General features: G+C 66.7%; 22 protein-coding genes and 1 riboswitch. Of the genes, 9 read left to right on the top strand and 13 right to left on the bottom strand.

Annotation, left to right across the window (positions count from 1 at the left end):
* Window positions 1–92 precede the first annotated feature (92 nt).
* The 3 genes from AABF56_RS01175 to AABF56_RS01165 all read right to left on the bottom strand — a co-directional run bounded on the left by AABF56_RS01175 (window position 93) and on the right by AABF56_RS01165 (window position 3,711).
* On the bottom strand, window positions 93–848 hold the full coding sequence (locus AABF56_RS01175; protein ID WP_272804630.1) for a crotonase/enoyl-CoA hydratase family protein: 756 nt from the start codon (window positions 846–848) through the stop codon (window positions 93–95).
* 247 nt (window positions 849–1,095) lie between these two features.
* Complete coding sequence (locus AABF56_RS01170) at window positions 1,096–2,904, bottom strand: acyl-CoA dehydrogenase (RefSeq protein ID WP_272804629.1); 1,809 nt, start codon at window positions 2,902–2,904, stop codon at window positions 1,096–1,098.
* 195 nt (window positions 2,905–3,099) lie between these two features.
* Complete coding sequence (locus AABF56_RS01165) at window positions 3,100–3,711, bottom strand: BA14K family protein (protein ID WP_244767840.1); 612 nt, start codon at window positions 3,709–3,711, stop codon at window positions 3,100–3,102.
* A gap of 218 nt (window positions 3,712–3,929) precedes the next feature.
* Between AABF56_RS01165 and AABF56_RS01160 the strand changes: the two genes are divergently transcribed.
* Window positions 3,930–5,024 carry a glycoside hydrolase family 25 protein gene (locus AABF56_RS01160; protein WP_272804628.1) on the top strand — a complete coding sequence of 365 codons (1,095 nt, stop codon included), beginning with the start codon at window positions 3,930–3,932 and terminating at the stop codon, window positions 5,022–5,024.
* Window positions 5,025–5,034: 10 nt separating this feature from the next.
* On the opposite strand, the gene AABF56_RS01155 is transcribed toward AABF56_RS01160, so the two are convergent.
* Entirely contained in the window at window positions 5,035–6,138 is a 1,104-nt protein-coding gene (locus AABF56_RS01155; protein WP_272804627.1) for a hybrid-cluster NAD(P)-dependent oxidoreductase, read from the bottom strand.
* Window position 6,139: 1 nt separating this feature from the next.
* Window positions 6,140–7,384, bottom strand: coding sequence for an aromatic ring-hydroxylating oxygenase subunit alpha (locus tag AABF56_RS01150; protein ID WP_272804626.1), 1,245 nt, complete (start codon window positions 7,382–7,384; stop codon window positions 6,140–6,142).
* 105 nt (window positions 7,385–7,489) lie between these two features.
* Window positions 7,490–7,682: riboswitch (cobalamin riboswitch) on the bottom strand.
* A 293-nt stretch (window positions 7,683–7,975) separates the two neighbouring features.
* On the opposite strand from AABF56_RS01150, the gene AABF56_RS01145 reads away from it, so the two are divergent.
* The 3 genes from AABF56_RS01145 to AABF56_RS01135 all read left to right on the top strand — a co-directional run bounded on the left by AABF56_RS01145 (window position 7,976) and on the right by AABF56_RS01135 (window position 11,351).
* Window positions 7,976–8,581: a DUF6656 family protein gene (locus AABF56_RS01145; RefSeq protein ID WP_244767844.1), complete on the top strand. Its 606-nt coding sequence runs from the start codon at window positions 7,976–7,978 to the stop codon at window positions 8,579–8,581.
* Between the two features lie 155 nt (window positions 8,582–8,736).
* On the top strand, window positions 8,737–9,711 hold the full coding sequence (locus tag AABF56_RS01140; protein ID WP_272804625.1) for an L-threonylcarbamoyladenylate synthase: 975 nt from the start codon (window positions 8,737–8,739) through the stop codon (window positions 9,709–9,711).
* A gap of 209 nt (window positions 9,712–9,920) precedes the next feature.
* The gene (locus AABF56_RS01135; RefSeq protein ID WP_244767846.1) at window positions 9,921–11,351 is read left to right on the top strand and encodes an FAD-binding oxidoreductase; all 1,431 of its coding nucleotides are present in this window, start codon (window positions 9,921–9,923) and stop codon (window positions 11,349–11,351) included.
* Between the two features lie 103 nt (window positions 11,352–11,454).
* Here AABF56_RS01135 and AABF56_RS01130 read toward each other — a convergent pair whose 3' ends face one another.
* On the bottom strand, window positions 11,455–13,776 hold the full coding sequence (locus AABF56_RS01130; RefSeq protein ID WP_272804624.1) for a DUF1217 domain-containing protein: 2,322 nt from the start codon (window positions 13,774–13,776) through the stop codon (window positions 11,455–11,457).
* A gap of 262 nt (window positions 13,777–14,038) precedes the next feature.
* Between AABF56_RS01130 and AABF56_RS01125 the strand changes: the two genes are divergently transcribed.
* Window positions 14,039–14,602, top strand: a complete 564-nt coding sequence (locus tag AABF56_RS01125; protein WP_272804623.1) for a DUF6101 family protein — start codon at window positions 14,039–14,041, stop codon at window positions 14,600–14,602.
* 165 nt (window positions 14,603–14,767) lie between these two features.
* Window positions 14,768–14,938, top strand: coding sequence for a hypothetical protein (locus AABF56_RS01120; protein WP_244767849.1), 171 nt, complete (start codon window positions 14,768–14,770; stop codon window positions 14,936–14,938).
* Here the strand turns inward: AABF56_RS01120 and ubiA are convergent, their stop codons facing one another.
* Together ubiA and AABF56_RS01110 are read right to left on the bottom strand one after the other, a co-directional pair.
* Window positions 14,939–15,892, bottom strand: coding sequence for a 4-hydroxybenzoate octaprenyltransferase (gene ubiA, locus AABF56_RS01115; RefSeq protein ID WP_272804622.1), 954 nt, complete (start codon window positions 15,890–15,892; stop codon window positions 14,939–14,941).
* A 76-nt stretch (window positions 15,893–15,968) separates the two neighbouring features.
* Window positions 15,969–16,778: a MipA/OmpV family protein gene (locus tag AABF56_RS01110; protein WP_272804621.1), complete on the bottom strand. Its 810-nt coding sequence runs from the start codon at window positions 16,776–16,778 to the stop codon at window positions 15,969–15,971.
* A gap of 167 nt (window positions 16,779–16,945) precedes the next feature.
* Here AABF56_RS01110 and AABF56_RS01105 point away from each other — a divergent pair, with 167 nt between their 5' ends.
* From AABF56_RS01105 to AABF56_RS01095, 3 genes are all read left to right on the top strand, one after another.
* Window positions 16,946–17,185, top strand: a complete 240-nt coding sequence (locus AABF56_RS01105) for a hypothetical protein (protein WP_064329254.1) — start codon at window positions 16,946–16,948, stop codon at window positions 17,183–17,185.
* Between the two features lie 312 nt (window positions 17,186–17,497).
* Window positions 17,498–18,769, top strand: a complete 1,272-nt coding sequence (purD, locus tag AABF56_RS01100) for a phosphoribosylamine--glycine ligase (protein WP_272804620.1) — start codon at window positions 17,498–17,500, stop codon at window positions 18,767–18,769.
* Between the two features lie 105 nt (window positions 18,770–18,874).
* On the top strand, window positions 18,875–19,351 hold the full coding sequence (locus AABF56_RS01095; RefSeq protein ID WP_272804619.1) for a plant virulence effector HPE1-like domain-containing protein: 477 nt from the start codon (window positions 18,875–18,877) through the stop codon (window positions 19,349–19,351).
* A 102-nt stretch (window positions 19,352–19,453) separates the two neighbouring features.
* Here the strand turns inward: AABF56_RS01095 and AABF56_RS01090 are convergent, their stop codons facing one another.
* The 5 genes from AABF56_RS01090 to AABF56_RS01070 all read right to left on the bottom strand — a co-directional run bounded on the left by AABF56_RS01090 (window position 19,454) and on the right by AABF56_RS01070 (window position 24,799).
* On the bottom strand, window positions 19,454–19,948 hold the full coding sequence (locus tag AABF56_RS01090) for a DUF523 domain-containing protein (RefSeq protein WP_272804618.1): 495 nt from the start codon (window positions 19,946–19,948) through the stop codon (window positions 19,454–19,456).
* Between the two features lie 3 nt (window positions 19,949–19,951).
* Window positions 19,952–20,269, bottom strand: coding sequence for a helix-turn-helix domain-containing transcriptional regulator (locus AABF56_RS01085; protein ID WP_272804617.1), 318 nt, complete (start codon window positions 20,267–20,269; stop codon window positions 19,952–19,954).
* A gap of 1 nt (window position 20,270) precedes the next feature.
* Window positions 20,271–20,594: a type II toxin-antitoxin system RelE/ParE family toxin gene (locus AABF56_RS01080; RefSeq protein ID WP_272804616.1), complete on the bottom strand. Its 324-nt coding sequence runs from the start codon at window positions 20,592–20,594 to the stop codon at window positions 20,271–20,273.
* Between the two features lie 42 nt (window positions 20,595–20,636).
* Window positions 20,637–22,751, bottom strand: coding sequence for a glycine--tRNA ligase subunit beta (gene glyS / locus AABF56_RS01075; RefSeq protein ID WP_272804615.1), 2,115 nt, complete (start codon window positions 22,749–22,751; stop codon window positions 20,637–20,639).
* Between the two features lie 104 nt (window positions 22,752–22,855).
* The gene (locus tag AABF56_RS01070) at window positions 22,856–24,799 is read right to left on the bottom strand and encodes a DUF2207 domain-containing protein (RefSeq protein ID WP_272804614.1); all 1,944 of its coding nucleotides are present in this window, start codon (window positions 24,797–24,799) and stop codon (window positions 22,856–22,858) included.
* Window positions 24,800–24,880 lie beyond the last annotated feature (81 nt).

Here is a 24,880-nt window from a genome sequence, read left to right as displayed (position 1 = left end):
CGGAGAATGCCGCACCATAGGAAAACGTGTTTAAGGCGCTGTTAAAATGAACATATCACAAATTACGAGCCGCCACGGCGGCGCCGCGCGCCTCAGCGGCGGGCCATGAAGGCCTCGAAGGCGGCGCGTGCTTCCGGGCTTTTCAGTTGCGCCGCGAAATGCCCCGCCTCCTCGTCGATGCGTGCCGCCACGTCGGCGCGCGCGCCGCGGATGAGGGTGCGGGCGATGGCGAGCGCCTTCGGCGGCTTGGCGGCGAGGCGCGCGGCGGCGGCGAGCGTCTCGCGCTCCACCGCGGCGGGTTCGACGACGGCGTAGACGAGGCCCGCATCCCGCGCGGCGGTGGCGGAAAAGCCCTCGCCGGCGGCGAGCAGCGCGAAGGCGCGCTGGTGGCCCATCAGGCGCGGGGCGAGAAGGCTGGAGGCCGCCTCGGGCACCAGCGCCAGATCGACGAAGGGCGTGCGGAACTCGGTGCGGATCGAGGCATAGGTGAGGTCGCAGTGCAGATGGATCGTCGTGCCGATGCCGATCGCCAGGCCGTCAACGCCGGAAACGAGCGGCTTGCCATGGGCGGCAAGCGCATGGAGGAAGTCGATCACCTCGCGGCCCATCGTGCCGCCCATGGCGAAGGCGAGGAAATCGTTGAGGTCGTTGCCGGCGGAAAAGCAGCCCTCGCTGCCGAGGAAGACGGTGGCGCGCACCGTCTCGTCCGCATCACCCGCCGCCAGCGCCCCGGTCATCGCCTGGTACATGGCGCGGGTGATGGCGTTTTTCTTGTCGGCGCGGTTGAGGCGGATCACCTGGACGCCCGGGGCCGCTTCGGGGCGCTCGATCAGGATATGGTCGGTCATGGGTATCGGTTTCCTTCATCGAATGGCTGTCACTCGGGTGCCGGATCCCCCCTCTGCCCTGCCGGGCATCTCCCCCTCAAGGGGGGGGAGATCAGCAGGACGCGAGAACCTCGCTCAACCGGCAACGCCGAAGATGGGCGAAACGGCGGCCCCAACCAATCTCCCTCCTTGAGGGGGAGATGCCCGGCAGGGCAGAGGGGGGGGCCGGCAGCTACAGTCTCTCACTTCGTTGGCAGCCCAAGCGTTCCTATCCCAGAACCACGCGCGCGGCTTCCAGGCTCCCGGCACCGGAGACCACCCGGTCCCGCAGCGCCGTCGTCTCGCCGATGATATTCTCCGCGGCGAAGCGGCATAGCGCGGCGCGTTCGCCGTTGCGGCCGTCGCCGCCGTCAGCGAGCGCGCCCTTGGCGAGATAGGCGCCGGTCAGGACCAGGCCGAAGAGGCGCTGGTAAGGCGTGGCGCCGGCGAGCGCCTCGGCCTGCCGGCCTTCCGCCAGCGCGGCGAGCAGCCATTCGCTCGCCGCCTCAAGGTCTGCGATGGCGGCCTTAAGGCGGGATGCGGTCTCGCCGAGGGCCGGCGCATTCGCCTGCCCGGCCCTTGCCGCGATCTCCCGCAGTTCGGCGATGAAGCCGCGCAGATGGTCGCCGTCCGAAAGCGGCAGCTTGCGCGTGACGAGGTCGATGGCCTGGATGCCGTTGGTGCCCTCGTAGATCGGCGCGATGCGGGCGTCGCGATAGAGGCGGGCCGCGCCCGTCTCCTCGATGAAGCCCATGCCGCCATGCACCTGCACGCCGAGCGAGGCGACGTCGACGCCGGCATCGGTGGCGAAGCTCTTGGCGATGGGGGTGAGCAGGCTCGCGCGCTCGGCCCAGTGCTTCGCCTCCGCGCCGTGGCTCATGTCGACGGCGTGGGCGCAGGCATAGGTGATGGCGCGGGCGCCCTGGGTCAGCGCCTTCATGGTCAGAAGCATGCGGGCGACGTCGGGATGCTCGATGATCGGGCTCATGCCCGAACCTTGGCCTGAACCTTGGCCCGAACCTTGTCCCGATCCCTGCCAGCCGGGCGCCTTGCCCTGCGTGCGCTCCTTTGCATAGGCGATCGCCTTCTGCGTCGCCGCTTCCGCGATCGCCACGCCCTGCATGCCGACGGCAAGGCGGGCGTTGTTCATCATGGTGAACATGCAGGCAAGCCCCCGGTTCTCCTCGCCGACCAGCCAGCCGATGGCGCCCGGCTCGTCGCCGAAGCGGCCGTCGCCGTAGATCATCGTGCAGGTGGGCGAGCCGTGGATGCCGAGCTTGTGCTCGATGGAATGGCAATGGGCGTCGTTGCGAGACCCAAGCGAACCATCGTCATTGACGAGGAACTTCGGCACGAGGAAGAGCGAGATGCCGCGCGTGCCGGCGGGCGCATCCGGCAGGCGGGCGAGCACCAGATGCACGATGTTGTCGGTGAAATCGTGCTCGCCATAGGTAATGAAGATCTTCTGGCCGAAGAGGCGATAGGTGCCGTCGCCGCGGCGCTCGGCGCGGGTCTTCATCACGCCGAGGTCCGAGCCGGCATGGGGCTCGGTGAGGTTCATCGAGCCCATCCATTCGCCCGACACCATCTTCGGCAGATAGGTGGACTTCAGGTGGTCCGAGCCATGCGCCGCCAGCGCCTCGATAGCGCCGATCGTCAGCGTCGGGCCGATCGCAAACGCCATGGAGCCGCTGTTCCACATTTCGAGCGCGGCGACATGCAGCATATGCGGCAGGCCCTGCCCGCCGAATTCGGGCGAGGCCGTCAGCGAGTTCCAGCCGCCCTCCGCCCAGGCCTTGTAGAGCGCCGGCCAGCCGTCGGGCATCTTCACCGCGCCATCGACAAGGCGGGCACCCTGCCTGTCGCCGATCTCGGCGAGCGGGGCCACCTCCTCGGTGGCGAACCGCCCGGCTTCGGAGAGGATGGCATCGACGAGGTCGTCCGTCAGCTCGCCGAGGTGGCCGCCTTCCAGCGCGGGCGCAAGCCCCGCCACATGCTTCAGCGTGAATGCAATCTCCTCGACCGGCGCCTTGTACATCTCTATCCTCCTCCCGGCCGCCCTGCCCGGCTGGCGGAGCGACGTGTTGTCGGCAGATTATTGATTTTTACGTAAACGTCAATGTGATTAGACCGGCAATCAGACCGGCGCAAACGGAAACGGGCCGGCCGGTCGATGACCGGTCAGCCCGTTCCAGGTGCCGGGGGGACCATCCGGCACGCAGGGGATCACCCATCAGCTATAGGGCGAGATGCACTGGCGACGCGGCCCGTTATAGGGCTGGAACGTGTTGTCGTAGGCCCTGTAGGAACGGTAGCGGTTGGCGCACCAGTTCACATGCGCGCTGCCGCCGCCGACATAGGTCCGGTCGTTGGCGATCGCACCGCCGATGATGGTGCCGACGCCGAAAGCGGCGAGCGGGAACCAGAAACCGTCATGGTAGCGATAGCCCGGGCGCTGGTAGCGGTAACCGCGATGGCCGCGATACCAGCCGTAGCGGTCGCCCCGGTCACGCCAGCCGACATCCCGGTCGCGATAGCGGTAGCGGCGATTGTCACGCCAGCCGCTGTCGCCGTTCCAGGCACGCTCGATCCGGCGGTTGCGCTCGCGCGTTCCCAGGCGGTTGTAGTTGCGCCGGACGTCGCGCGAATTCCCGTCGAAGCGGAAGTTGCGCTTCAGCCAGAACGGACGCTCGCCATCGCGCACAAGCTGCACGTCGCCGCCGCCGGTCGTGGTGACCGGCTGGGCCTTCGGAACGGCAAGCGGCATGGCGCCTGCCGGCACGACCGGTGTCGCGGCGAAGAGCGCCGACATGGCCACGGCCAGGCATTTGTTGAGAAACCTCATGACACTTCTCCCTAACAGTGCCTTTCGACTGTTGCTCGAACGGCAATTTGAACGCGAAACGCACAAAAGTCCCTTTCGTTCCATATGCGGTCTCCCCACTCCTGATTCAATGGCTGCCGAAGCGCCTTCGCGCAGCCTTGCGCGCGTTAGCCGTCCGTTAACCATGCTTCGTCCACCATGGCCGCTTGCGGAGGCACAGGAATCGAACAGGAGCGTCCATGAACCCGAAGCATCGTTCCGGCCTGGCCGCCCTTCTCCTTCTGGCGGGCCTGCCCTTCTCCGCCAGCGCGGCCTATGTGGAACCATGGAAGAAACCCGAGAACGCCATCGTCATCGACGCCTATGAGCTGAACGAGATCGACTGGTCGGAAATGCTCTCCGACAGCCGCATCGCCGGCTTCATCTCCAAGGCTTCCGACGGCCTGCCCGAGAGTTTCAGCTGCAAGGGCGAGCATGGCGGCGACACGGTGGCGCATTGCAAGACCATGTGGCGCAAATACGCGGTGAGCCGCGAACTCTACCAGACGCGCCGGCTGCTCGCCCGGTCGAAAGGGCTGCTCTGGGGCGCCTATCACCTCGCCCGGCCGGGCAATCCTGTCGACCAGGCCAATCATTTCCTCAACTACGCCAATCCGCAGGACGACGAGATGATGGTGCTGGACATCGAGGGCATCGATCCGGACAACTACATGTCGCTTGCGGATGCGCAGGTCTTCGCCGGCCATATCAAGACGCGCACGGGCCGCTATCCGGTGCTTTACACCAACCATTCGACCGCCCGGCACATCGCGCTCAACCGCGACACATACCGCATCCTCTCGCGCCTGCCGCTCTGGTACGCCCGCTACAAGCCCGGCATCGAGGACGCCTTCCCGATGGGCAACTGGGACAGCTACGCGCTCTGGCAGTTCTCCGCCGGCGTCAACTGCTCGAAGCGGCGCTGCCCCTACCGGGTAAAGGGCGCGCTGACGGATATCGACGTCAACGTGGCGCCGATGACCAAGGCGGCGCTCGGCAAGGCCTGGGCCTTCGGCGGGCTGCTGCCGGAAAAGCCCTTCGAGCCCCTCGACGGGATGCTCACCGCCTCCATCCCGGCAGGCGGCGCCTTCAAGGCCACGGTGACGGCCGAAGCCGAGGCCGGCACCGCCGCGCAGACGGCCGGCGCCGTCACGCTCGCCTCGGGCGCGACGGCGTCTTTCCCCGTCGCCGTGACGGCCGAGGTGCGCGCCGGCATCATGGCGAAAGGCACCGCGACCACAACGCTCGGCCGCCGCCTGGTGGAGGTCACGCCGCTGAACTACCAGGATTTCTGAGGCTCCGCTCCTACGCCTCGATCTGCACGTCGCCGATGGGCCGCGAGCAGCAGGCGAGGATGTAGCCCTCCTCGATCTCGTCGTCGAGGATGCCGCCATTGTGGCGCATGTCGACCTCGCCCGAGACCTTCATGACCCGGCAGGTGCCGCACAGGCCACCCTCGCAGGCTGCGCCGATGCGCACGCCGGCAGCGCGGGCCGTCTGCAGGATCGTCTGGCCCGGCGGACATTTGGCGTCCTTGCCAGCCATGGTGAAGGTGACGGTCACAACGGCGTTGGCATCCACCTCCTGCTCGCCGGCACCGGCGCGGATGGCGATCTCCTCGGGCGCGGGGGCGGCGGCCGGCTGGAAGCTCTCCTCGTGGTAACGCTCCATGTTGAAGCCGCAGACCTTCAGCATATCGCGCACGCCGCGCATGAAGGGCTCCGGGCCGCAGCAGAAGACGGTGCGCTCGCGGAAGTCGGGCGCCAGAAGCGAGAGACGGGCGGCGTCGATGCGGCCGCGCAGGCCGTGCCAGCCGTCGCGCGGATTGTGCCCTTCCACGACGAAGCCGAGCGCCAGCTTCGGCATCTGCGCGGCGAGGCATTCCAGCTCCGCCTTGAACAGGAGGTCTTCGGGCTTGCGGGCACAGGTGACGAAGGCGACATCGGACTGCGGGGCGCAATCCGACATCCAGCGCGTCATCGACATCATCGGCGTGACGCCGGAGCCGGCCGAGATGAAGAGGTATTTTTCGGCGGGATAGCGCACGAAGGAAAAGTCGCCGAGCGGGCCGAAGGCCTTCAGCCGCATGCCGGGGCGCAGGGTGTCGAACATCCAGCGCGTGCCGATCGAGTTCTTCTGCGCCTTCACCGTCACGGAAACGGAGAAGGGGCGCGAGGGCGTCGAGGAGAGCGTGTAGGTCCGCATCACGGGCTCGTCTTCCGACACCGGCAGTTCCAGCGTGACGAACTGGCCCGGCAGGTAGCGGAACCAGTTGTCGCGATCGGAGCGGAAGGTGAAGGTCATCACGTCCGATGTCTCCACCGTGGCGGCGATGCATTCCAGCATGTGCTGGCGATCGTTCCACGGATGAAGCTCGTCGAAGTGGCGGAAATGGCTGGCGATCGTCATGTCAGGCCACCCGCGAGAGCGGCTTCCTGCCGCCGTCGAGCCGGTCGATCATGAAATTCGTATACCATTCGACGAACTGCATGACGCCGCCCTCGTCCTCCGGCGAATAGGGGCCGGGCTGGTAGGCCGGCGAGCGGATGCCGAAGGCGTTTTCCTCGACGATCCGCCGGTCCTGATCGTTCGTCTCGGTCCAGACATGGGTGAGCTCGTCCAGACGATAGTCGACCCCCTCGACGGCGTCCTTGCTGACGAGCCATTTCGTCGTGACCTGCGTCAGTTCGGGACCGAGCGGCAGGACGCGGAAGGTGATGGCGTGATCGGCGAGCACATGGTTCCATGTCGTCGGATAGTGGAAGAGCAGCAGCGTGCCGATGTGGCTTTCCAGCACCTCATTGGATAGGGGGCGCTGGACGGCCCTGGCCCCGGACATGGTGTAGCTCTCGGCATCCTGGATGAGCGGCATGCGCGCGGCACGGAACTGGCCGGTCGGCGACATCCTGAATTCGCTCGGCAGGCCCGCCGCCTCGCACTTTTCCCAGTGCGCGGCGATGACCGGATCGTCCTTGGCGCCCTGTACGCCCGTCGCGGTCGGCGCCTCGGGGTAGGTGCGGCAGAGTTCGGGATGGTTGGCGGCGCAATGGTAGCACTCGCGGTTGTTCTCCCAGACGAGCTTCCAGTTGCCCTTCTCGACGATCGTGCTTTCGAAGGCGACCTTCGTCTCGCCGAGGCGATGGCGGCCGAGATAGGGCTCGACCGCTGCGCGGAACGGCGCGAAATCGGGGGCCTCGTCGGCCAGGCAGAGGAAGATGTAGCCGCCGACGGTCTCGCAGTGCACCCGTTTCAGGCCATGCTGGCTCTTGTCGAAATCCTCCGCCATGTGGCGGGCGAAGAGCAGCGAACCGTCCAGCTCGTAGGTCCACTGGTGGTAGGGACAGACGAGCTTGGCCGAGGAGCCCCTGTGCTGCGTGCAAACGCGCGAGCCGCGGTGGCGGCAGGAATTGTGCAGGGCGCGCACGGTGCCCGTGCGGTCGCGGGTGATGACCACGGGATAATCGCCGATCTGCACGGTAAAATAGTTGCCGGCCTTCGGGATCTCGCAGTCATGGCCGACGAACAGCCAGTCGCGGTACCAGATCGTCTCCAGGTCCAGCTTGTAATGGTCGGGGTCGATGTAGAAGGCCTGCTCGAGGCTATGGCCCTCGCGCCGGTTCTTGAGCTTGCGGAGCACGTCGCTGCGAATGTCCATGCCGGATCCTCGGATTGCAAATTGGGGATACGGCGCACGGAAGGAGACGGCGTCCGGGCGCAAGGCGCACGGACTGCACGCTTCCCGGCCGCCCGCCGCAGCCAGTCACGATCGTTGCCCAAGGCTGGTTTCCGGGCTGAGGAGCGTCCTTGCGAACCATCGCGGCGCCTTCCCGGACATCTTGTCCAGTGGCGTCCTGCCGCGTTTTCTCCAACACCGTTGCGGGGGCAGCGCCGGATTTCAACCGGCTTCCCAATTCTCCGCCTTTTCGGGCGGCACCTCGAGTGTCCTTATCTAAGCGCAAGAATCGGCGAATGACATGCCAGAAAGCGACATGCCATTCCGATTTGACGACAGGAGGAAAACAGCGGGAGCCCGAGTTTTCCTTCACAATATTGCATATATTTCAATCGATTATGCAAAATAAACGGGCACGCTGACCGCATTGGAGGCAGGCCGGTCGCCGGGCTGCCACATTTGCCATATTGCGACCCGACGCGCCAAAGGAAACGGGAGCGCCCCGGCAAGGAATGCTTAACGCGGTTTCCATAAACTTGCCCGCAGGGAAGCGCGAGGATGGAGTACCGGCGCGTGCAGCAAACCAAGTTCCGTTATTACGACGCGGTCGCCTACAAGCGTGCGAACCAGCCGAAGCCGGCGGTGCATACCGAATTCCTGCGCACCGGCCGCATCGACCGGAACCTCCCCTGGAGCCCGAGCGAGAAGCGTTACCTCACCTATCAGGAAGTGGCCGAGCGCACCGGCCGCAAGCTGGAAAATGCCGGCAACGTGACGCATGACCGCATCAACGGCTTCCACCAGTCGATCCGCTTTCCCAAGCTGATCTTCCACCGCACGCTCGCCCAGACGCCGCATCTCGGCTATTGCCACATCACCGTCGCCAATTCCCGCTTCGCGGAATTCGAGAACGTGCAATGGGCCTTCTACATGGCCAATTTCTTCGCCGAGATCGGCGAGGAGGAGCAGTTCTTCGCCGATATCTCGAAGACCGCGAAGCGCATGTACTTCGCCGTCGCCATCACGCCGGCCGAAGAGGAAGGCCGCCTGCAGATCGACCGCAAGGTGCGCGGCAACGGCGTGCTCTTCCGCACCGACGATCCCAAGCTCGCCATGAAGAACGTGCTGATGCTCGGCGCGCACAACGAGGCGCTGCGCAAGATCATCCGCGCGCTGTAGCCCCTTCCCCGCCGCGTCAGGTCCTTCCGGACGGCCGACAGATCATCCATTCCTTGCCGGCCGGGAAGGGTTGGGGCGAGGATGGCCTTGCGACAGCGCCCCTTGGCTTTTGCCGGAAAAGCCCTGTAAAGGAAGCCCGGACAAGGAAGGGCGACATGGCGGACATCGTGGATACGCGGACGGATGCGGAGGCGGCGCTGGCACGGGCCTGCGAGGCGCTCGGCCGGGGCGTGCCGGTCGCCATTCCCACCGAGACGGTCTACGGCCTTGCCGCCGACGCCACCAACCCGCTGGCCATCACCCGCATCTACGAGATGAAGGGCCGGCCGCGCTTCAATCCGCTGATCTGCCACATGGCCGATCTTGCTATGGCCGAGGCGCATGCGGTCTTCGATCCGCTGTCGCGCGCGATCGCCGAGGCCTTCTGGCCGGGGCCGCTGACGCTCGTGCTGCCGATCCGGCCGGAAAGCGCCATCCATCCGCTTGCCCGCGCCGGGCTCGACACGATCGGCATCCGCGTGCCCAAGGGTTTCGCCAGCCGGCTGCTCTCGGCCTTCGGCCGGCCGCTCGCCGCCCCCAGCGCCAACACGTCCGGCCGCATCAGCCCGACCACCGCCCGGCACGTCGCCGAGGATTTCGGCGCGAAGCTGGAGCTGGTGCTGGATGCGGGACCGGCGGTCGTGGGGCTGGAATCCACCATCCTCAAGGTCGAGGGCGAGACGATCCGGCTGCTCAGACCCGGCGGGCTGGATGCCGCCGAGGTCGAGCGCGTCACCGGCCGGCCGGTCCTGCGCAACGAAAAGGCAGGCGCCGCGATCGAGGCGCCGGGCATGCTCGCCTCGCATTATGCGCCCGATGCGCCGGTGCGGCTCGATGCGCGCGACGTGGCGCCCGGCGAGGTGCTGATCCGCTTCGGCGGCACGGCGCTGCCCGGCGAGGCCGATGCGGCGCTGGTGCTGGACCTCAGCCCCGCCGGCGACCTCGCGGAGGCGGCCGCCAACCTCTTCGGCTACATGAAGCAGGCGGATGCAACGGGCGCGCGCTCCATCGCCTTCGCACCGATCCCCTCCCGCGGCCTCGGCGAGGCGATCAACGACCGCCTGCAGCGCGCCGCCGCCCCGCGCGGCTAGGCGCCCCGAAACGAAGTGCGTTCTCCCGTTCCGGACAACGCCGGGGCAGCATCGCGACCGCTCGATGCGCACCCTTCCCTCTTGATTTCCGGCATGCCGTTGGCGCAAAACCGTTGCATACCTTGCGCGCCATGCTTCAGGCGTTTCCACACCGTTTCCGATGCAGGCCGTTCCGCCCCTTGCGGCACGGCGCCAACGAGGACAGAGCCATGATCCAGGCGACGCTTTCCCCCGACCTCATCGATCGCTTCGCCGCCATCACCGGCCCGGCCCATGCGCTGACGGCGGACCGCGACATCGCCCCCTACCTCGTCGAAAGCCGGGGGCTCTATCACGGCACCTCACCGCTCGTACTGCGGCCAGGCTCGGTGGAAGAAGTCTCGAAGATCCTGGCGCTCGCCACCGAAACACGCACGGCCATCGTGCCGCAGGGCGGCAATACGGGCCATGTTGGGGGCGCGGCGCCCCGCGAGGGGGCGATGGATGTCGTGCTGTCGCTCACCCGGCTCAACCGCATCCGCGATGTCGATCCGGTCGGCAATGTCGTCGTCGCCGACGGCGGCTGCGTGCTTGCGACGATCCAGGAGGCGGCGGAGGCGGTGGACCGGCTGTTCCCGCTGTCGCTCGGCTCGGAAGGCTCCTGCCAGATCGGCGGCAACCTTTCCACCAATGCCGGCGGCACGGCTGTGCTCGCCTATGGCAACATGCGCCAGCTCTGCCTCGGCCTCGAAGTCGTGCTGCCGACCGGCGAGGTCTGGAACGGCCTGCGCCGGCTGAAGAAGGACAATACGGGCTACGACCTGCGCGACCTCTTCATCGGCGCGGAAGGCACGCTCGGCGTCATCACCGGCGCGGTGCTGAAACTCTTCCCGCGGCCGCTCGGCCACGAGGTGGCCTTCGCCGGGCTGAAATCCGTCGCGGACGCGCTCACCCTCTTCGAGCGCGCCTCCAGCCGCTGCGGCACCGCGCTGACCGGCTTCGAGCTGATGCCGCGGCTCGGCGTCGACTTCACCACGCGGCACATTCCGGGCGTGCGCGACCCGCTCGCCAGCCGGCACGACTGGTACGTGCTGGTCGATATCTCGACGTCGGACGCGCCGGAGACGGCGGCGCGCATGATGGAGGCACTGCTGGCCGAAGGCATCGAGGCGGGGCTGGTCGAGGATGCGGTGATCGCCGCGAGCGAAGAGCAGCGCCGGGCGCTCTGGCACATGCGCGAGAGCATGTCGCCGGCGCAGAAGCCGGAGGGCGGCTCGATCAAGCACGACGTCTCCGTGCCGGTCTCGGCCGTCCCGGCCTTCATGGCGGAGGCGGATGCGGCGGTCATGGCGGCCATCGACGGCGCGCGCATCTGCTCCTTCGGCCATATGGGCGACGGCAACATCCACTACAACATCTCCCAGCCCGTCGGCGCCGACACGGCGGCCTTCCTCGGCCGCTGGCGCGAGATCAACGACCTCGTGCACGGCATCGTGCTGAAACATGGCGGTTCGATCTCCGCCGAGCACGGCATCGGCCAGTTGAAGCGCGACGAGCTCGCGGCGATACGCGCGCCGATCGAGATGGACCTGATGGCAAGGGTCAAGCGGGCCTTCGACCCCGCCGGCATCATGAATCCCGGCAAGGTCGTCAGGAACTAGAGTATTTCCGCTTTCTTCGAATCGCAAAACGCTCTGTCTGTTTGTTTAACGCAGTTCCGGACGCAAGACCGCGCCGCGCTTTTGCTGGAATTGCTCCAAGCGGTCAGCCGCCGGTACGCAGCTGCGCCAGCGACATCATGAGATCGGCGCTGATGCCGGCCGAGCCAGAATTGGTGAGCACCGACAGCGCCGGGTCCGTCGTGCTCTGGTTTTCAAGGTCGTAGAGTACGGAGAACTTCACGATCATCTTGGAGACCTTCTCCGGATCCTGCAGGTCCTTCAGTTCGAGATAGCGCTCGATCATGTCGGCCTGGGCATCGACGTCCGCGCTGGCGATCTCGTCCGGCAGCTGGTAGAGCACCTTGAAGACCTCGAAGAGCGCGTCGTCGGCCAGAAGGTCGTAGGGGCTCGAAACCGTTTCCGCCTTGCGTTCGAAATAAAGCGCCAGGCGCACGCCGGCATTGTCGTTGCCGGCATCCTCCTCCAGCTTCTGGCGCACATAGCTGTCGACCGTCTGGTAGATGCCGCGGCGCGACTGGATCTCCGCATCGTCCGGCCGCATGACCAGGCCCTCGGCATTGAAGTTGAACGAGGCGACGATCCTGCGGAAGGCGCGGTCGGGCTGCTGGTTGGCGAAGCTGTCGGGGTCGTCGAGATCGGAGGTGAAGATCTTCGCCATGAATTCGGCGTCGACGCTTTCCGTGTCGATGCCGTTCGCCACCAGCACGAAGGCGACGAGGCGCGCGTCGGAGAGGAATTCCTCGACGCTGTCGATCTTCTGCATCTGGGCGGAGTAATATTTCGCCTCCTCCTCCGCCAAGGTCTTGTCATCTTCCGTTCCGAAACGGGATTTCGCGGTCACATAGGCGCGCGACATGACGAGGATCTCGGATTCCGACTGTACCAGCTTCGGCGCGGTGATGTTGCCGTCCGCCCCGAAATTGAACGCCTTGGCGAACTCCACGAAGCGTTCGTCCTTCAGCCGGTACACATAGCTCTTCGGGTCGTTGAGGTCGCTCTTCAGCACGTTCTTGATCGTCAGCGCCGAAACCTTGGCCGGATCGAGGCCGTAGGCCTTCAACGCGAAGTCGTAGACGCTCGCCTCGCCGACGAAGTCGCTCACGGTCTGCACCGCGGCGATCTGGCTCTTGAAGCGCTTGATGGCCAGTTCGTCCGCCTCGTCGTCCTTGTCGTTGTAGCGGTTCATGTAGTCCCTGGTGACCGCCGCGGTCTGGGCGGCGGTCTGCGGCGCATCGCCGGGCGCCAACGTGCCGTCCTCCTGGAAGTTGAACGCGGCGCGCAGGGCGAAATAGGCCTCCTTGTCCGCCCCGCCGAACTTGTTGATGTAGCTGTCGGCGTTGTCCGGGTCGGGATCGCTGGTCACGATATTGGCGATGGTGGAGCTGACGATCGACAGCTTGTCGAGGCCGAAGGCCACCTTGATATAGCTGACGAGGCGCGGATCGGCGGCCAGCTCGCTCGCCGTCGTGATGCTGGCGATCCGGCTTTCGTAATAGTCCCTGTGGATCAGCGCGGCGGCCGACGTCGTGCGCGGATTGGAGAGCGTGTAGAGCTCGGTCGTACTGGTCTTCTGGCCGGCATTCTGCACCGTGCCGGCCACCGCCGTACCATCGGCGGCGAAATTGAAGGCGCTGGCGAGCGTGGCGTATTTCTCGGCGCTGGCGATGGTGGCGTTCTGGCGAACGATCACGGCCTTGAGCTCGGCGATGCGGGCCGCGTTGGCCGCGTTGGATTCAAGCGTCGCCAGCTCGGCATTGGCGGCCTGGATGGCGGTCTGGGCGGCCGCGGCCCTGGCGCCGAACTGCGTGTTGAAATAGCTGTCCGGGTCGTCGAGGTCGCTCGCCAGCACGCCGCGGATCGTCTGGCGCGACCAGGTCGACGGATCGATGCCGAAGGCCGTGAAGACGTAGCTGCGCAGCCGGTCGTTGTTCAGAAGCTGGTCGACGCTCGTCACCGTGTCGATGACGGCATTGTAGTACCGCGTCTCCTCCTTGATCGCCGCACCGGCATTGGCGGCGGTCGCCGAATAGAGGCCGATGACCGCGTCGAGCTGCGCCTCGGTCTGTGCGGTGGCGGTGGACGCCTCGAAGCTGAAGGCGGTGGCGAACTCGCGGTAGCGCGAATCCGTCAGGAGGTTGACGAAGCTGCCCGTATCCGACGGATCGCTCTCCAGCACCTTGCGCATGAAGGCCGTGGCATAGGTCATGTCCTCAAGGCCGTAGGCCTTCATGGCATAGGAGTAGAGCCGGTAGTCGGCGAGGAACTCGTCGACGGTGCTCACCTTGCCGATGTTTTCCTTGTAGTACGCAGCTTCGCGGGCCGTGACCGTCTCGCTCGCCGTGCGGTCCAGCGACATCAGCATGTCGCGCGCGATGAGGTTGTAGCTCGTATAGGTGGACAGCATCGGAGGGGTCTCTTTCGACAAAGCGGGCAGGCTTATCGGAGGCCACTCTCGCGCGCGAGGCTTGTCCCGGCCTGTCGCCGGCGTTCACCTCTCCTAAACCCTAGCCCGTGCGGTTTTGCTAACCATCAGGAGCTGCAAAGTTTTCTTAACCGCGATTTTTAAGCGGCTCGGAAGGGGGCGCGCCTATTCTCGCCCTCAGAGGACGAAAAGTCCCGATGAGAAGACCGGGCACCGGCTCTCAAGGAAAACAAGGGCGAAAGACATGCTGAATACCGTTTCCAAGCCGGCCTGGGCCGGCACCACGCTCCGGCTGGATCCCAAGTGCTTTCCGCAGCAGGTGACATTCGAGCTGCGCACCGAGGGAACCGACGCCACCATCACGCTCGACGAACGCGGCGCCGTGCTGCGCAAGGTCCTGCCCGCAAGCGGCCTGCCGCTCTCGATCGCCCTGCCGGCCCGCGCCTTCAAGGGCGTCGCGGCCCGCGCCATCGACCATGGCAACGGCGACGTGACCGTCACCCTCGAATTGCACCATGACGATCCGGGCCTGTGCATCCCGCTGCTCGTGGCGCACGACCTGTGCGACATCGCCGCCGACTGGCGCAGCTGGGCCGAGGCCTACCGCATCCCCATGCTGATGGTCGAGGCCGACGGCGTCGCCCGGCCGCTCGACGACAACCTGGCGGTCGGCAGCCGCCCCGCCAAGCCCCGCCGCCGCCACTCCTATTTCGCCGACCGCCGCCCGCGCTTCCTGGTGCGCCGCACCACGGGCAAGCTCGGCGTGCAGATGAAGATCGACGGCCGGGAGATCATCGCCCGGCGCTGAGCCTTGACACCATGACCTGCGCAAAGCCGGCCGTTTCCTGCGGCCGGCTTTTCCATGTCCCCCCGCTTGTTCCCCCGGGAACACTTTTCCCGCGCCCGGCATGGGAAACAGCGTTCAACACACCGGGTTCGTTACCTGGGAACGCGAAGCAAGGGACAGATCACAATGGCAAAGTTCTTCACCACCCTCCTCGGCCGCATCCGCACCGTCGACAGCGCGATCGTCGAGCGTGCCCGCCCGCCGCGCCGCGGCTTCGAGATCGCCCTTCACCCGACGACGCTCCGGCGCAGCCAGGACCGCCCGCAGACCGGCTCGCGCGGGCCGCGGCACCGCTGATCAGGCGAACGGGATGGCGATGGTGAGCGCGAGGAAGAGGCAGAGGCCGACGATGCCGTTGAACTTGAAGAGCGCCAGGCACTGCTCCGGGTCGTCGATGTCGAGCGTGGCGATCTGCCAGGCGAGCATGGCGGCCGCCACGCCGAGGCCGAGCCAGGCGACGATGCCGATGCCGGCGAGCCAGAAGGAGAGCGCGATCAGCACGACCGTCAGGCTGTAGAGGCCGATGAGCCACCCGGCGGTCTTCTCGCCGAAGAGGCGCGCGGTGGAGCGCACGCCGATCAGCGCATCGTCCTCCTTGTCCTGATGGGCGTAGATCGTGTCATAACCGATGGTCCAGGCGATGGCGGCGATGTAGAGCGCCAGCGAGGCGGCCGACACCTCGGAAAATTCCGCCGCCCAGCCCATCAGCGCGCCCCAGGAGAAGGCCATGCCGAGGAAGAATTGCGGCCAGTCGGTGAAGCGCTTCGCGAAGGGATAGATCGCGACGATCGCCAGCGAGGCGATGCCGAGCACGATGGTGAAGAGATTGAACTGCAACAGCACGACGAGGCCGACGAGCGCCTGCAGCGCCATGAAGACCTTCGCCTGCCGGCGCGTGACGCGGCCCGACGGCAGCGGGCGCGAGCGGGTGCGGGCGACCGCCTGGTCGATCTCGTGATCGACGAGATCGTTATAGGTGCAGCCGGCGCCGCGCATCGCGACGGCCCCGACGAAGAAGAGGAAGAGCTGCGTGGCGAAGCGCGCAAGATCGAAGGTGCCGATCGCCGCCGAGACATTGGCCGCTAGCGCCGCCGACCAGAGGCAGGGCAGGAGGAGCAGCTGCCAGCCGATCGGCCGGTCCCAGCGGGCGAGCTGCGCATAGGGCCAGGCCGCGCGCGGCAGCACGCGGTAGACCCAGTTTCGCGACGGCGCATCAGCGACGCGGCCGGAATCGGAGGGAGAGCTGATCATGCCCCTAGATCGCAAGCCGCCCGGCGCCGGTCAAGCCGGCACCGCGCCGCAGGAGCGCCCGCGCGGCCGAAAGGATTTACGGCAGCGTGAAATCGAACCTGTAGGTGGCGGAAAGGCCGATCAGCACCTGGTCGCGGCTGCCCCGCTCCTTGACGAGGCTGGACTTGGCGGCATCGCCGACGAGGCGCTTGTATTCGGCAAAGGCGCTCGTCTCGATCTTCTCGTTGACCTGCCAGGTGATGGCCGCGCCCGCGCCCACCGAGTGGATGCCGCCATCGGGATCGTAGGCGGAGAGGCCGGACTTGGCGACCTGGTTCGGCTTCACGCCGTAATAGGTGTCCATGTAGTCGTTCGAGGCGAGCGTCACGCGCGGGCCGGCCGACACGCGCACGTCCGGGCGCACGTCGACGAAGGCATCCGCCGCGATATCGGCGACGATGCCGTCATGGCTGCGGATGCCGTGGCGCACCTCGCCGCGCACGCGCAGCCATTCCGTCGGATAGGCTTCGGCGAAGGCGCCGAGCTCGCCGCCGAACTTCACGGGCGTCAGGCCGCGCAGGTCCTTCGAATCGTCCTTGTCGCGCGGCATGACGAGTTTTCCCGTCGCGCCGGCTCGAAAGCCGCCATTGTCGATCAGCGCGAAGGACGGGTTGTCGTTGCGCGAGGAGAAGCGGACGGTGCTGCCCGCCTTGCCGAGCGAGATCATCGGCGTGACCTGCAGCAGGTACTTTTTCGCCCCCTCGTAGCGCGGCGCGGCGAAGCCGGCGGCGCCGACCTTCAGATACCAGTCGCCGGACCAGAAATAGCCGCCCTCGCCGGCACGGGCGGAAACGGGCGCAAGAATGAGGGCGGCCGCAGTCATTGCGGTCGAGACACGGATACGCAAAACACAATCCTCGCTTCACCGGCAGGCCCGCCACGGGCTGCCGAAACCTTTGATTGCGTGAACATTAGCCGCGTTTCATTACCGCTTTGCTAACCATCCGGTAGGACGGCACGCGGAACGAATCGGCCGGGCGGGCGTTCTTCGGGGAACGAACAAGGAGTTTCCCGATGACCGTCAGCACGATGGAATTGAAGCTGCAGGCAATCCGCAACGACACCGGCCTTTCCCGCAAGGAGAAGATCGCCAAGCTGGAAAAGCTGCGCACCGAAGCCCGCGCCCTCCAGCGCGCGGCCACCGAGAGCGCCATGGTGGAGGATGACGGCTGGTACGAGGACGTGCACCTGATCGATACGGAGCTGGAAACCCTCGGCCGTACCGTCGAGGAAAAGGGCGCGGCGACGCTGTAGGGGCCGTGCCCTACCCATTCGCGGGCCTGCCCCTCATACCGCTGCCGCGACCTTCTCCCCGCAAGCGGGGCGAAGGGGAGGATGGAACCGGTTTCCCGCCCCATCGAACCGCAGGGATCGGGGAATACGGGCCTCCTCTTCCTTCTCCTCACTTGCCTTCCCTCCGCTTGCGGGAAGACCGTCGCGGCAGGGGTGCAGCCCGCCAGTCCGGCATTATGCTGTCCTTGCGCGCTCCCGCGACCCGCAGCCCTTGACCTTTCAGCCCCGTCCCCTTAACCCGCCAGCAACGAAGGACGGATCGAGGGTATGGGCATGAAGGTTCTGTTGATCGGATCGGGCGGACGCGAGCACGCCCTTGCCTGGAAGCTGGCACAGTCCCCTCTCCTCGAAACGCTCTATGCCGCCCCAGGCAATCCGGGCATCGCCGAATGCGCGACGCTGATCTCTCTCGATATCGACGACCATGCGGCCGTCGCCGCCTTCTGCAAGGCGAACGGCGTCACCTTCGTGGTGGTCGGGCCGGAAGCCCCCTTGGTCGCGGGCATGGCCGATGAGCTGCGCGCTGCCGACATCGACGTCTTCGGCCCCTCGGCCGCCGCCGCGCAGCTCGAGGGCTCCAAGGGCTTCACCAAGGACCTCTGCGCGAAATACGACATCCCCACCGGCGCCTACCAGCGCTTCACCGATGCCGCCGCCGCGAAGGCCTATGTCGAGCGCGAGGGCGCGCCGATCGTCATCAAGGCGGACGGACTTGCCGCCGGCAAGGGCGTGACGGTGGCCATGACGCTCGGCGAGGCACTGGCCGCGGTGGACGACTGCTTCGACGGCGCCTTCGGCGCGGCGGGAGCGGAAGTCGTGGTGGAGGCCTTCCTCGACGGCGAGGAGGCGAGCTTCTTCTGCCTGTGCGACGGCGCGAACGCCTTGCCGCTCGCCTCCGCCCAGGACCACAAGCGCGTCGGCGACGGCGATACCGGCCCCAATACCGGCGGCATGGGCGCCTATTCGCCCGCCCCCGTCATGACGCCCGACATGGTCGCGCGCACCATGAAGGAGATCATCGAGCCGACGATCCGCGGCATGGCGGCCGACGGCCACGCCTTCCAGGGCGTGCTCTTCGCCGGGCTGATGATCACCGCCAAAGGCCCCGAGCTCATCGAATACAATGTGCGGTTCGGCGACCCGGAATGCCAGGTGCTGATGATGCGGCTCGAAAGCGACCTGCTGCCGATCCTGCATGCGGCCGCGACCGGCAGGCTCGACACGGTTTCCGCCAGTTGGCGCGACGCCGCGGCACTCACCGTCGTCATGGCCTCGAAGGGCTATCCCGGCGCCTACGAGAAGAACACGCCGATCCGCGCGCTGCCGGCCGACGATGCGGTCAGCAAGGTGTTTCATGCCGGCACAGCCCTGAAGGACGGCCAGCTGGTGGCGACCGGCGGACGCGTGCTCAACGTCACGGCCGTCGCCCCGACCGTCGCGGAAGCGCAAAAGGCGGCCTACCAGGCGCTCGACCGGGTCGAATGGGACAACGGCTTCTGCCGCCGCGACATCGGCTGGCGCGCCGTCGCCCGCGAAAAGGCGTGAGGCCCGGCGCGAAAAACGCCGGATCGCTCAAATTTTACCAATTCCCCTGACGGGACCGTAACCGGCGGGCGCTATTCTCCCTACAACCATAAGGGAGAACCGTTGATGCGTACCCTGCTGCCGACCTTTGCCTTCCTGCTTCTTGCCGCCCCCGCCCTTGCCGGTTCGATCGAGCCCGTTGCCAGTGCCTCATCCGAGGGCTCGAGCATTTCGGCGATCCGTTGCGACGACTGCCCGGCGCTGAAGCCGAAGTCGAAATCCGCCGCCTACCATGTCGACGCCATCGAGCCCGGCACGCAGAAGGTGGAGATCCGCGAGGAAAACGGCGAGCGCAAGATCTTCCGCACGGAAGCCTGGATGGGCGGCTCGCCGGTGCTCTTCGTCAGCAAGGCGCCCGTGGAGGTCCAGCAGGCCGCCGAGGCCGAAAAGCCGGCGGACGCGGATGCCACCGCCGTGGAAACCGTCGATGCGGGCGCCCGCACCGGCGCCCTCGACGAGACCGCGGCCAGCAGGACGGCAACGGCCGGCATGGTCCCTTCACGGGAGTTTGATCCGGCAGGGTTTGAACTTCGGGTCAACTGACCCCATATTGAACGAGCCCTGCCTCTCAGTCCCTCCAGGCTGACAGGAATCCGCGAAAGCGGACGTTTTGCGCCCCTGACCTCAAGCGGGGGCGCAAGCGTATCAGCCGCTCTCCCCGAGATCGCCGACCAGCCGATCGACCTCCCTGTCGGAATAGACCGCGATGCCGCCGCGCCGCAAGAGCGCCGCCGTCACCCCCTGCCCCGCATGCCGGACACCTGAAAACGTGCCGTCATAGACGAAGCCGGAGCCGCAGGACGGGCTGCCGTCGATGAGCAGCGCATGCCGGCAGCCGTTTTCCCGCGCCACGTCGAGCGCGATGCGCGCGCCCGCTATATAGGCCGCCGAAACATCCCCGCCGGACACTTCCAGCACCCGCGCCCGCCCGTCGAGCACGTCCTCGCCGTCAAGCCCGTTCTCGATCTCCGCCGGCGGCCGCGGCACCTGGAAGCCGCCGGAAAGCTCCGGACAGAGCGTCACCAGCCGCCCCTCCGCCCGCCACCGCTCGACCGCACCATGGACAAGCGGCTTGGCCGAACCGTTATAGCGCACCGGCAGGCCGGCAAGACAGGCGCTGATGAGGATCCTTGCGGCCATGCCTCACGCCGCCACGCCGACGGCAAGGTTGACACCATTGGCCTTTTGCAAGGCGCCGATCACGGCGAAGAGATTGTCGGCGCGGGGATTTCCCTTCGGCCCGAACATGCGCATGAGGCTTTTCGCCGGGGTTCCGGTCGCCAGCGCCAGTGCCTCGAAGCCCACCGTTGCATTGATGTAATCGCGCATCACGCTCTTACCCGTCTCCATGTCGCCTGCGAGCAGAAGCTCGACGGCCTCGGCGAGCAACAGCGTACCATAGGCCGGATCAGCGGCGACACGCGCCTTGATGCTTTGCTTGAAATCGCGTGTCAGGGCCATGTCAGTCTCCACGCTTTCTACGTTTGTAGTCGAGCCAGCGAGCCTGGGCGTCGGCAATATCCCGCTGCTGGCGCTGCTTCGTGCCGCCGGCAAGCAGTATGACCAGAGTCTCTCCATCGCGCCCGAAATAGACACGATAACCCGGGCCATAGTCGATGCGATATTCCAGTACGCCGCTACCGACGGTTTTCGTGTTGGAAAGATTGCCGCCCTCCAGCCGCGCGAGCGCAACCGTCACCTTGGCCGCGGCGCGCGCCTCGATCCGCCGGAACCAGGCTGCAAAAGGGCTGCGTCCCGCCGGATCGAGATATTCGACGACCTTCATGTGAGGATGGTAACATATACGCCACCATTCTCAAGAGGCGGCCTATCCCGCGATCTTGGAGAAATCCGCGACCGTGCCGGTGGCGGCGCGGATGGCGGAGAGCAGGGCGAGGCGGTTGGCGCGGATGGCGGGGTCCTCGTCGTTGACCAGCACGTCGTTGAAGAACTGGTCGACCGGGGCGCGCAGCGCCGAGAGGGCTTCCATGGCGGAGCGGAAGTCTTCCTTGGCAACGGCAGCCGCAGCATCCTTCGTCGCGATCTCGACGGCGGCATGGAGGGCCTTTTCGGCGTCGAGCAGGAGAAGATCGGCCGAGACGGCGCCATCGACGACGGTGCCCTTCTTCTCCTCGGCGGCGAGAAGCTGCGTGGCGCGCTTGGTGCCGGCGAGCAGGTTCTCGCCCTCCTCCGAGGTGATGAAGGCCGTCAGCGCCTCGACGCGGCGGGCGACCATCAGGAGATCGTCGGCCTCGGGCGTCAGCACGGCGTCGATCAGGTCATGACGCGCGCCCATGTCGCGCAGATAGACCTTCAGGCGATCGTGGAAGAAGGCGACGAGGTCCGGATCCTTCGCGACCGAGGCGAGCGGCAGGCGGATGTTCTTTTCGAGCAGCATGCGGATGACGCCGAGGGCGGCACGGCGCAGCGCATAGGGGTCCTTCGAGCCGGTCGGCTTCTCGTCGATCGCCCAGAAGCCGATCAGCGTGTCCAGCTTGTCGGCGAGCGCGACGGTGAGGCCCACCTTGCCCGCAGGCACGCGGTCGGAAGGCCCCTGCGGCTTGTAGTGATCTTCGATCGCCTCGGCCACGGCAGCGTCCTCGCCCTGCAGCGCGGCGTATTTGCGGCCCATGATGCCCTGCAGTTCCGGGAATTCTCCGACGGCCTCGGTGCGCAGGTCCGCCTTGGCGAGCACCACGGCCCGATCAACGAGCGCGGCATCTGCGCCGATGACGGAGGCGAGTTCAGCGGCCAGCTTGCGGATGCGCTCGACGCGGGCGCCCTGGGTGCCGAGCTTGGCGTGGAACGTGACGTTCAGCGCGTCGAGCTTGGCCATGCGCTGGTCGAGCGGCTTCTTGAGGTCGAGACCGAACTTTTCGGCCGACGCTTTCAGCATGTCGAGATCCGGCAGATCACCCTGGTCGCGCAGCCAGAAGTGCTTGGCATCCGAAAGGCGGGCACGCACGACCTTGCCGTTGCCATGCACGATCTCCTTGCCGCCGTCCTTCGCCTCGATGTTCGAGACGAGGACGAAGTGGTTGGAGAGCGTTTCGGCGCCCGGCTTGCGGGTGACGAAGCATTTCTGGTTCGTCTTGATGGTGAGGCGGATGATTTCCGAGGGAATCGCCAGGAACTCTTCCTCGAAGGTGCCCATCAGCACCTGCGGCCATTCGACGAGGCCTGAGACCTCCTCCAGCAGGCCCTCGTCCTCGACCAGCTCCAGGCCGTTCGCAAAGGCGATGTTGTTCGCGTCCGTCGCGATGATCTGCTTGCGGCGCTCGGCGTCGAGCACGACCCTGGCCTTCTCCAGATTGGCGACATAGTCCTCGAAACGGCGCACGGTGATCGCCTCGGGCGCATGGAAGCGGTGGCCATAGGTGACATTGCCGGCGACGAGCCCGTCGACCTCGAAGGGCACGACGCGGGTCTCCTCGGTCTCCGAGCCGAAGGTGCAGACGATCGACTGCAGCGGGCGCACCCAGCGCAGCGCGCCGGGCCTGGCGGAGGCGGCACCGGAACGCATCGACTTCGGCCAGGGGAAGTTGCGGATGATGCCGGGCATCACCTCGGCGATGATCTCGTCGGCCGGGCGGCCCGGCTTGACGATGTGGGCGACGTAGAAATCGCCCTTCTTCGGGTCCGAATGGACATGGGCTTCGGAAACAGAGGCAAGGCCCGCCTTGCGCAGGAAGCCCTGGATCGCCTGTTCGGGCGCCGAGGTCGTCGGGCCCTTGATATCCTCGCGCACGTCGCTCGAGCGGGCGTTGAGGCCGCGGATGTCGAGCGTCAGGCGGCGCGGCGTCCAGTATTCGCGCGCGCCCTCATAGGTCAGGCCCGCATCCACCAGCGCGTCCGTGACGAGCTTCTTCAGGTCGCCCGCGGCCTTCCGCTGCATGCGGGCGGGGATTTCCTCGGAGCGGAGTTCAAGCAGAAGATCGGGCATGGGGGTCACTGACTGATGGATTTTTCGACTGGCGGGGACTTAGCAAGCCTCAAGCCAAATGTCATCCGTCCAAACCCGAAAAGTCGGGCTGACGCGCTGATCGTCTACCAGCCGCCACCCCCGCCGCCACCACCCCCGCCCCCCGAGGAGCCGCCACCGCCGCCCGAGGAGAAACCGGAGGATGAGCTTTTCGGCGGGTCCGGCAGGGAGGCGGTCATGGTGCTCGCCATGGAGCCGGCAAAGCCGCCCATGCGGTCGGAGAAGCGGCCGGAGGAAAAGCCGTCGCCGTGATACCAGGCGGGCTGGTAGGCGGCAGCGGCAGCACCGGCCGCCGCGGCGGCGGCGAGCCAGCGGTCGAAGGTTTCCGACCAGGGTTTTTCGACGCCGAGCGCCACGGCATAGGGCAAGAGGGTCTCGTAGTGGCGCGGCGACATTTCCGGCGCGCCGGCCATGTTCATGCGATCCTTCTCGGCGAGCGTCAGGTATTGGCGCAAGCCCTCGATGCCGTCCATCATCCTGCGGCCGAGCGGCGTCGGCGCGCCCATCAGGAAGAAGAAGACGAGATTGGTGACGACGATGCCGCCGACGGCGGCAAAGAGCGGCATCTGGCCGGCGGCCGCGCTGGTGACGAACAGCGTGACGAGGACGCCGCCGAAGACCGTCAGGAGAACGAAGCCTACGAAGGCGATCATCACGACGGCGAGGATGCGCGCGCCGAGCGTTTTCGCCCGCCGGAAGTTCTGCCCGAGCGCCAGCGCGAAGATCGACACGAAGACCGAGGCGAAGACGGGCAGGATGACGAGCACGATGCCCTCCTCCGGCAGCGTGCCGAAGATCAGCAGGGCCGCAAGGCAGGCGAGCGACAGGAGGATGCCGCAGATCACCTGCGGCCAGTTGGCCAGGTAATACTTGTAGCGGTGCTCCTTCTCCATCGCCTGGCTGAAATCATGGCCCAGCGTCTGCACGCGCTTGCCGTTCGACTTGTCGATGACGAAGGTGCTTCCTCCCGACCCCATGGTCTTCAGGAGGGTCGCCTCGCCGGTCGGCAGGGTTCCCTCGACCGGCTTTTCCGTCCGGGTGACGGTGATGGAGGTCTTCAGGTCCTTCAGCTCGACAAGGCCCTTGACCGCAAGGTTGAGGAAGGCGGCGGAGATTGCCGTCCAGCCCCGCCCGCCGAACCCCTTCTCGTCGATATAGTTGACGAGCGCCGGCGATATGCCCTCCGGCGCATCCCAGCGCGGCACGATGACGCCGCGCGGCGGGTCGCGGCCGACGGAGAGCCAGGCCCAGAGATAATAGCCGACGACCAGCACCAGGCCGCCGAAGGCGAGGAAGAGGTTGCGGTTGTCCTTGAGGAACAGCGCGCGCTCTTCCGCCGCCGTCGGCCGGTCGATGCTGCCGGCCGGCATCTTCACGCCGATCGTCAGGCCCTCGTTCGGCCCGAGCGCGCGCGTCGTCTCGAAGGTCGCCCGGTTGCCCTGGTTTTCGCCGCGCGCATCCTTGCCCGTGGCGCCGAGCGGACCGGTGAAGACGGTCAGCTCCTCCGCCCGCACGCCCTGCGGCAGCGTCACCGTCGCCGTCGCCCTCTCGATCGGGAAGGCCCATTCGGTGCCGGTGACGTTCCAGAAGAGTTCGTCATGCGTGTCGAAGAAGCGGATCTGCCGCGTCGTCTCGTAGGTCAGGCGATATTCGTGGAAGCCCGGATCGATGAGCACGTCGGCCGAGCCGAAATAGATGCGGATGCCGCGGCGGATGGTTTCCGTGCGGTAGGGCTCCGGCCGCCCGTCGCGCTCGACGCGAAGGATCTTGAAGCCCACCTCGCGCTCCCGTCCGCCGGCATCGAGGAAGGTGAGCGGGAAATCGCGATAGATGCCGCGGCGGATCCGGTTGCCCTCGGCATGGACGCGGATCGTCTCCGTCACCGTCAGGGTGCCGTTCTTCGAAATGGCGATGTCGGAATGGTAGCGGTCGAAATACTCCTCCGCCCGGACCGTGCCCCCGACCAGAAGGCAGAGCCACAGCGCCAGGAGAGCGGCAATCCGCATCATGAAGGACTCCGGGATTAGGGCATTTCCAGGATAAAGTGGATACCGGTTTTCCGTTCGGAAATGCGACAAAACAAAAATGCT

This window comes from Shinella sp. WSC3-e, from assembly GCF_945994535.1.
Taxonomy (GTDB): domain Bacteria; phylum Pseudomonadota; class Alphaproteobacteria; order Rhizobiales; family Rhizobiaceae; genus Shinella; species Shinella yambaruensis.
Note: the sequence above shows the minus strand (reverse complement) of the source record. Positions and strands in the feature narration are given on the sequence as shown.

Excerpts from the sequence above, each read along its gene's own strand:
- AABF56_RS01090 (WP_272804618.1), bottom strand. The coding sequence starts at position 19,948 with ATGGCCGCAAGGATCCTCATCAGCGCCTGTCTTGCCGGCCTGCCGGTG.
- AABF56_RS01175 (WP_272804630.1), bottom strand. The coding sequence starts at position 848 with ATGACCGACCATATCCTGATCGAGCGCCCCGAAGCGGCCCCGGGCGTC.
- AABF56_RS01135 (WP_244767846.1), top strand. The coding sequence starts at position 9,921 with ATGATCCAGGCGACGCTTTCCCCCGACCTCATCGATCGCTTCGCCGCC.
- AABF56_RS01105 (WP_064329254.1), top strand. The coding sequence starts at position 16,946 with ATGACCGTCAGCACGATGGAATTGAAGCTGCAGGCAATCCGCAACGAC.
- AABF56_RS01150 (WP_272804626.1), bottom strand. The coding sequence starts at position 7,384 with ATGGACATTCGCAGCGACGTGCTCCGCAAGCTCAAGAACCGGCGCGAG.
- AABF56_RS01095 (WP_272804619.1), top strand. The coding sequence starts at position 18,875 with ATGCGTACCCTGCTGCCGACCTTTGCCTTCCTGCTTCTTGCCGCCCCC.
- AABF56_RS01080 (WP_272804616.1), bottom strand. The coding sequence starts at position 20,594 with ATGAAGGTCGTCGAATATCTCGATCCGGCGGGACGCAGCCCTTTTGCA.
- AABF56_RS01155 (WP_272804627.1), bottom strand. The coding sequence starts at position 6,138 with ATGACGATCGCCAGCCATTTCCGCCACTTCGACGAGCTTCATCCGTGG.
- AABF56_RS01165 (WP_244767840.1), bottom strand. The coding sequence starts at position 3,711 with ATGAGGTTTCTCAACAAATGCCTGGCCGTGGCCATGTCGGCGCTCTTC.
- AABF56_RS01085 (WP_272804617.1), bottom strand. The coding sequence starts at position 20,269 with ATGGCCCTGACACGCGATTTCAAGCAAAGCATCAAGGCGCGTGTCGCC.
- purD (WP_272804620.1), top strand. The coding sequence starts at position 17,498 with ATGAAGGTTCTGTTGATCGGATCGGGCGGACGCGAGCACGCCCTTGCC.
- AABF56_RS01160 (WP_272804628.1), top strand. The coding sequence starts at position 3,930 with ATGAACCCGAAGCATCGTTCCGGCCTGGCCGCCCTTCTCCTTCTGGCG.
- AABF56_RS01170 (WP_272804629.1), bottom strand. The coding sequence starts at position 2,904 with ATGTACAAGGCGCCGGTCGAGGAGATTGCATTCACGCTGAAGCATGTG.
- AABF56_RS01070 (WP_272804614.1), bottom strand. The coding sequence starts at position 24,799 with ATGATGCGGATTGCCGCTCTCCTGGCGCTGTGGCTCTGCCTTCTGGTC.
- AABF56_RS01130 (WP_272804624.1), bottom strand. The coding sequence starts at position 13,776 with ATGCTGTCCACCTATACGAGCTACAACCTCATCGCGCGCGACATGCTG.
- AABF56_RS01140 (WP_272804625.1), top strand. The coding sequence starts at position 8,737 with ATGGCGGACATCGTGGATACGCGGACGGATGCGGAGGCGGCGCTGGCA.
- glyS (WP_272804615.1), bottom strand. The coding sequence starts at position 22,751 with ATGCCCGATCTTCTGCTTGAACTCCGCTCCGAGGAAATCCCCGCCCGC.
- AABF56_RS01125 (WP_272804623.1), top strand. The coding sequence starts at position 14,039 with ATGCTGAATACCGTTTCCAAGCCGGCCTGGGCCGGCACCACGCTCCGG.
- AABF56_RS01120 (WP_244767849.1), top strand. The coding sequence starts at position 14,768 with ATGGCAAAGTTCTTCACCACCCTCCTCGGCCGCATCCGCACCGTCGAC.
- ubiA (WP_272804622.1), bottom strand. The coding sequence starts at position 15,892 with ATGATCAGCTCTCCCTCCGATTCCGGCCGCGTCGCTGATGCGCCGTCG.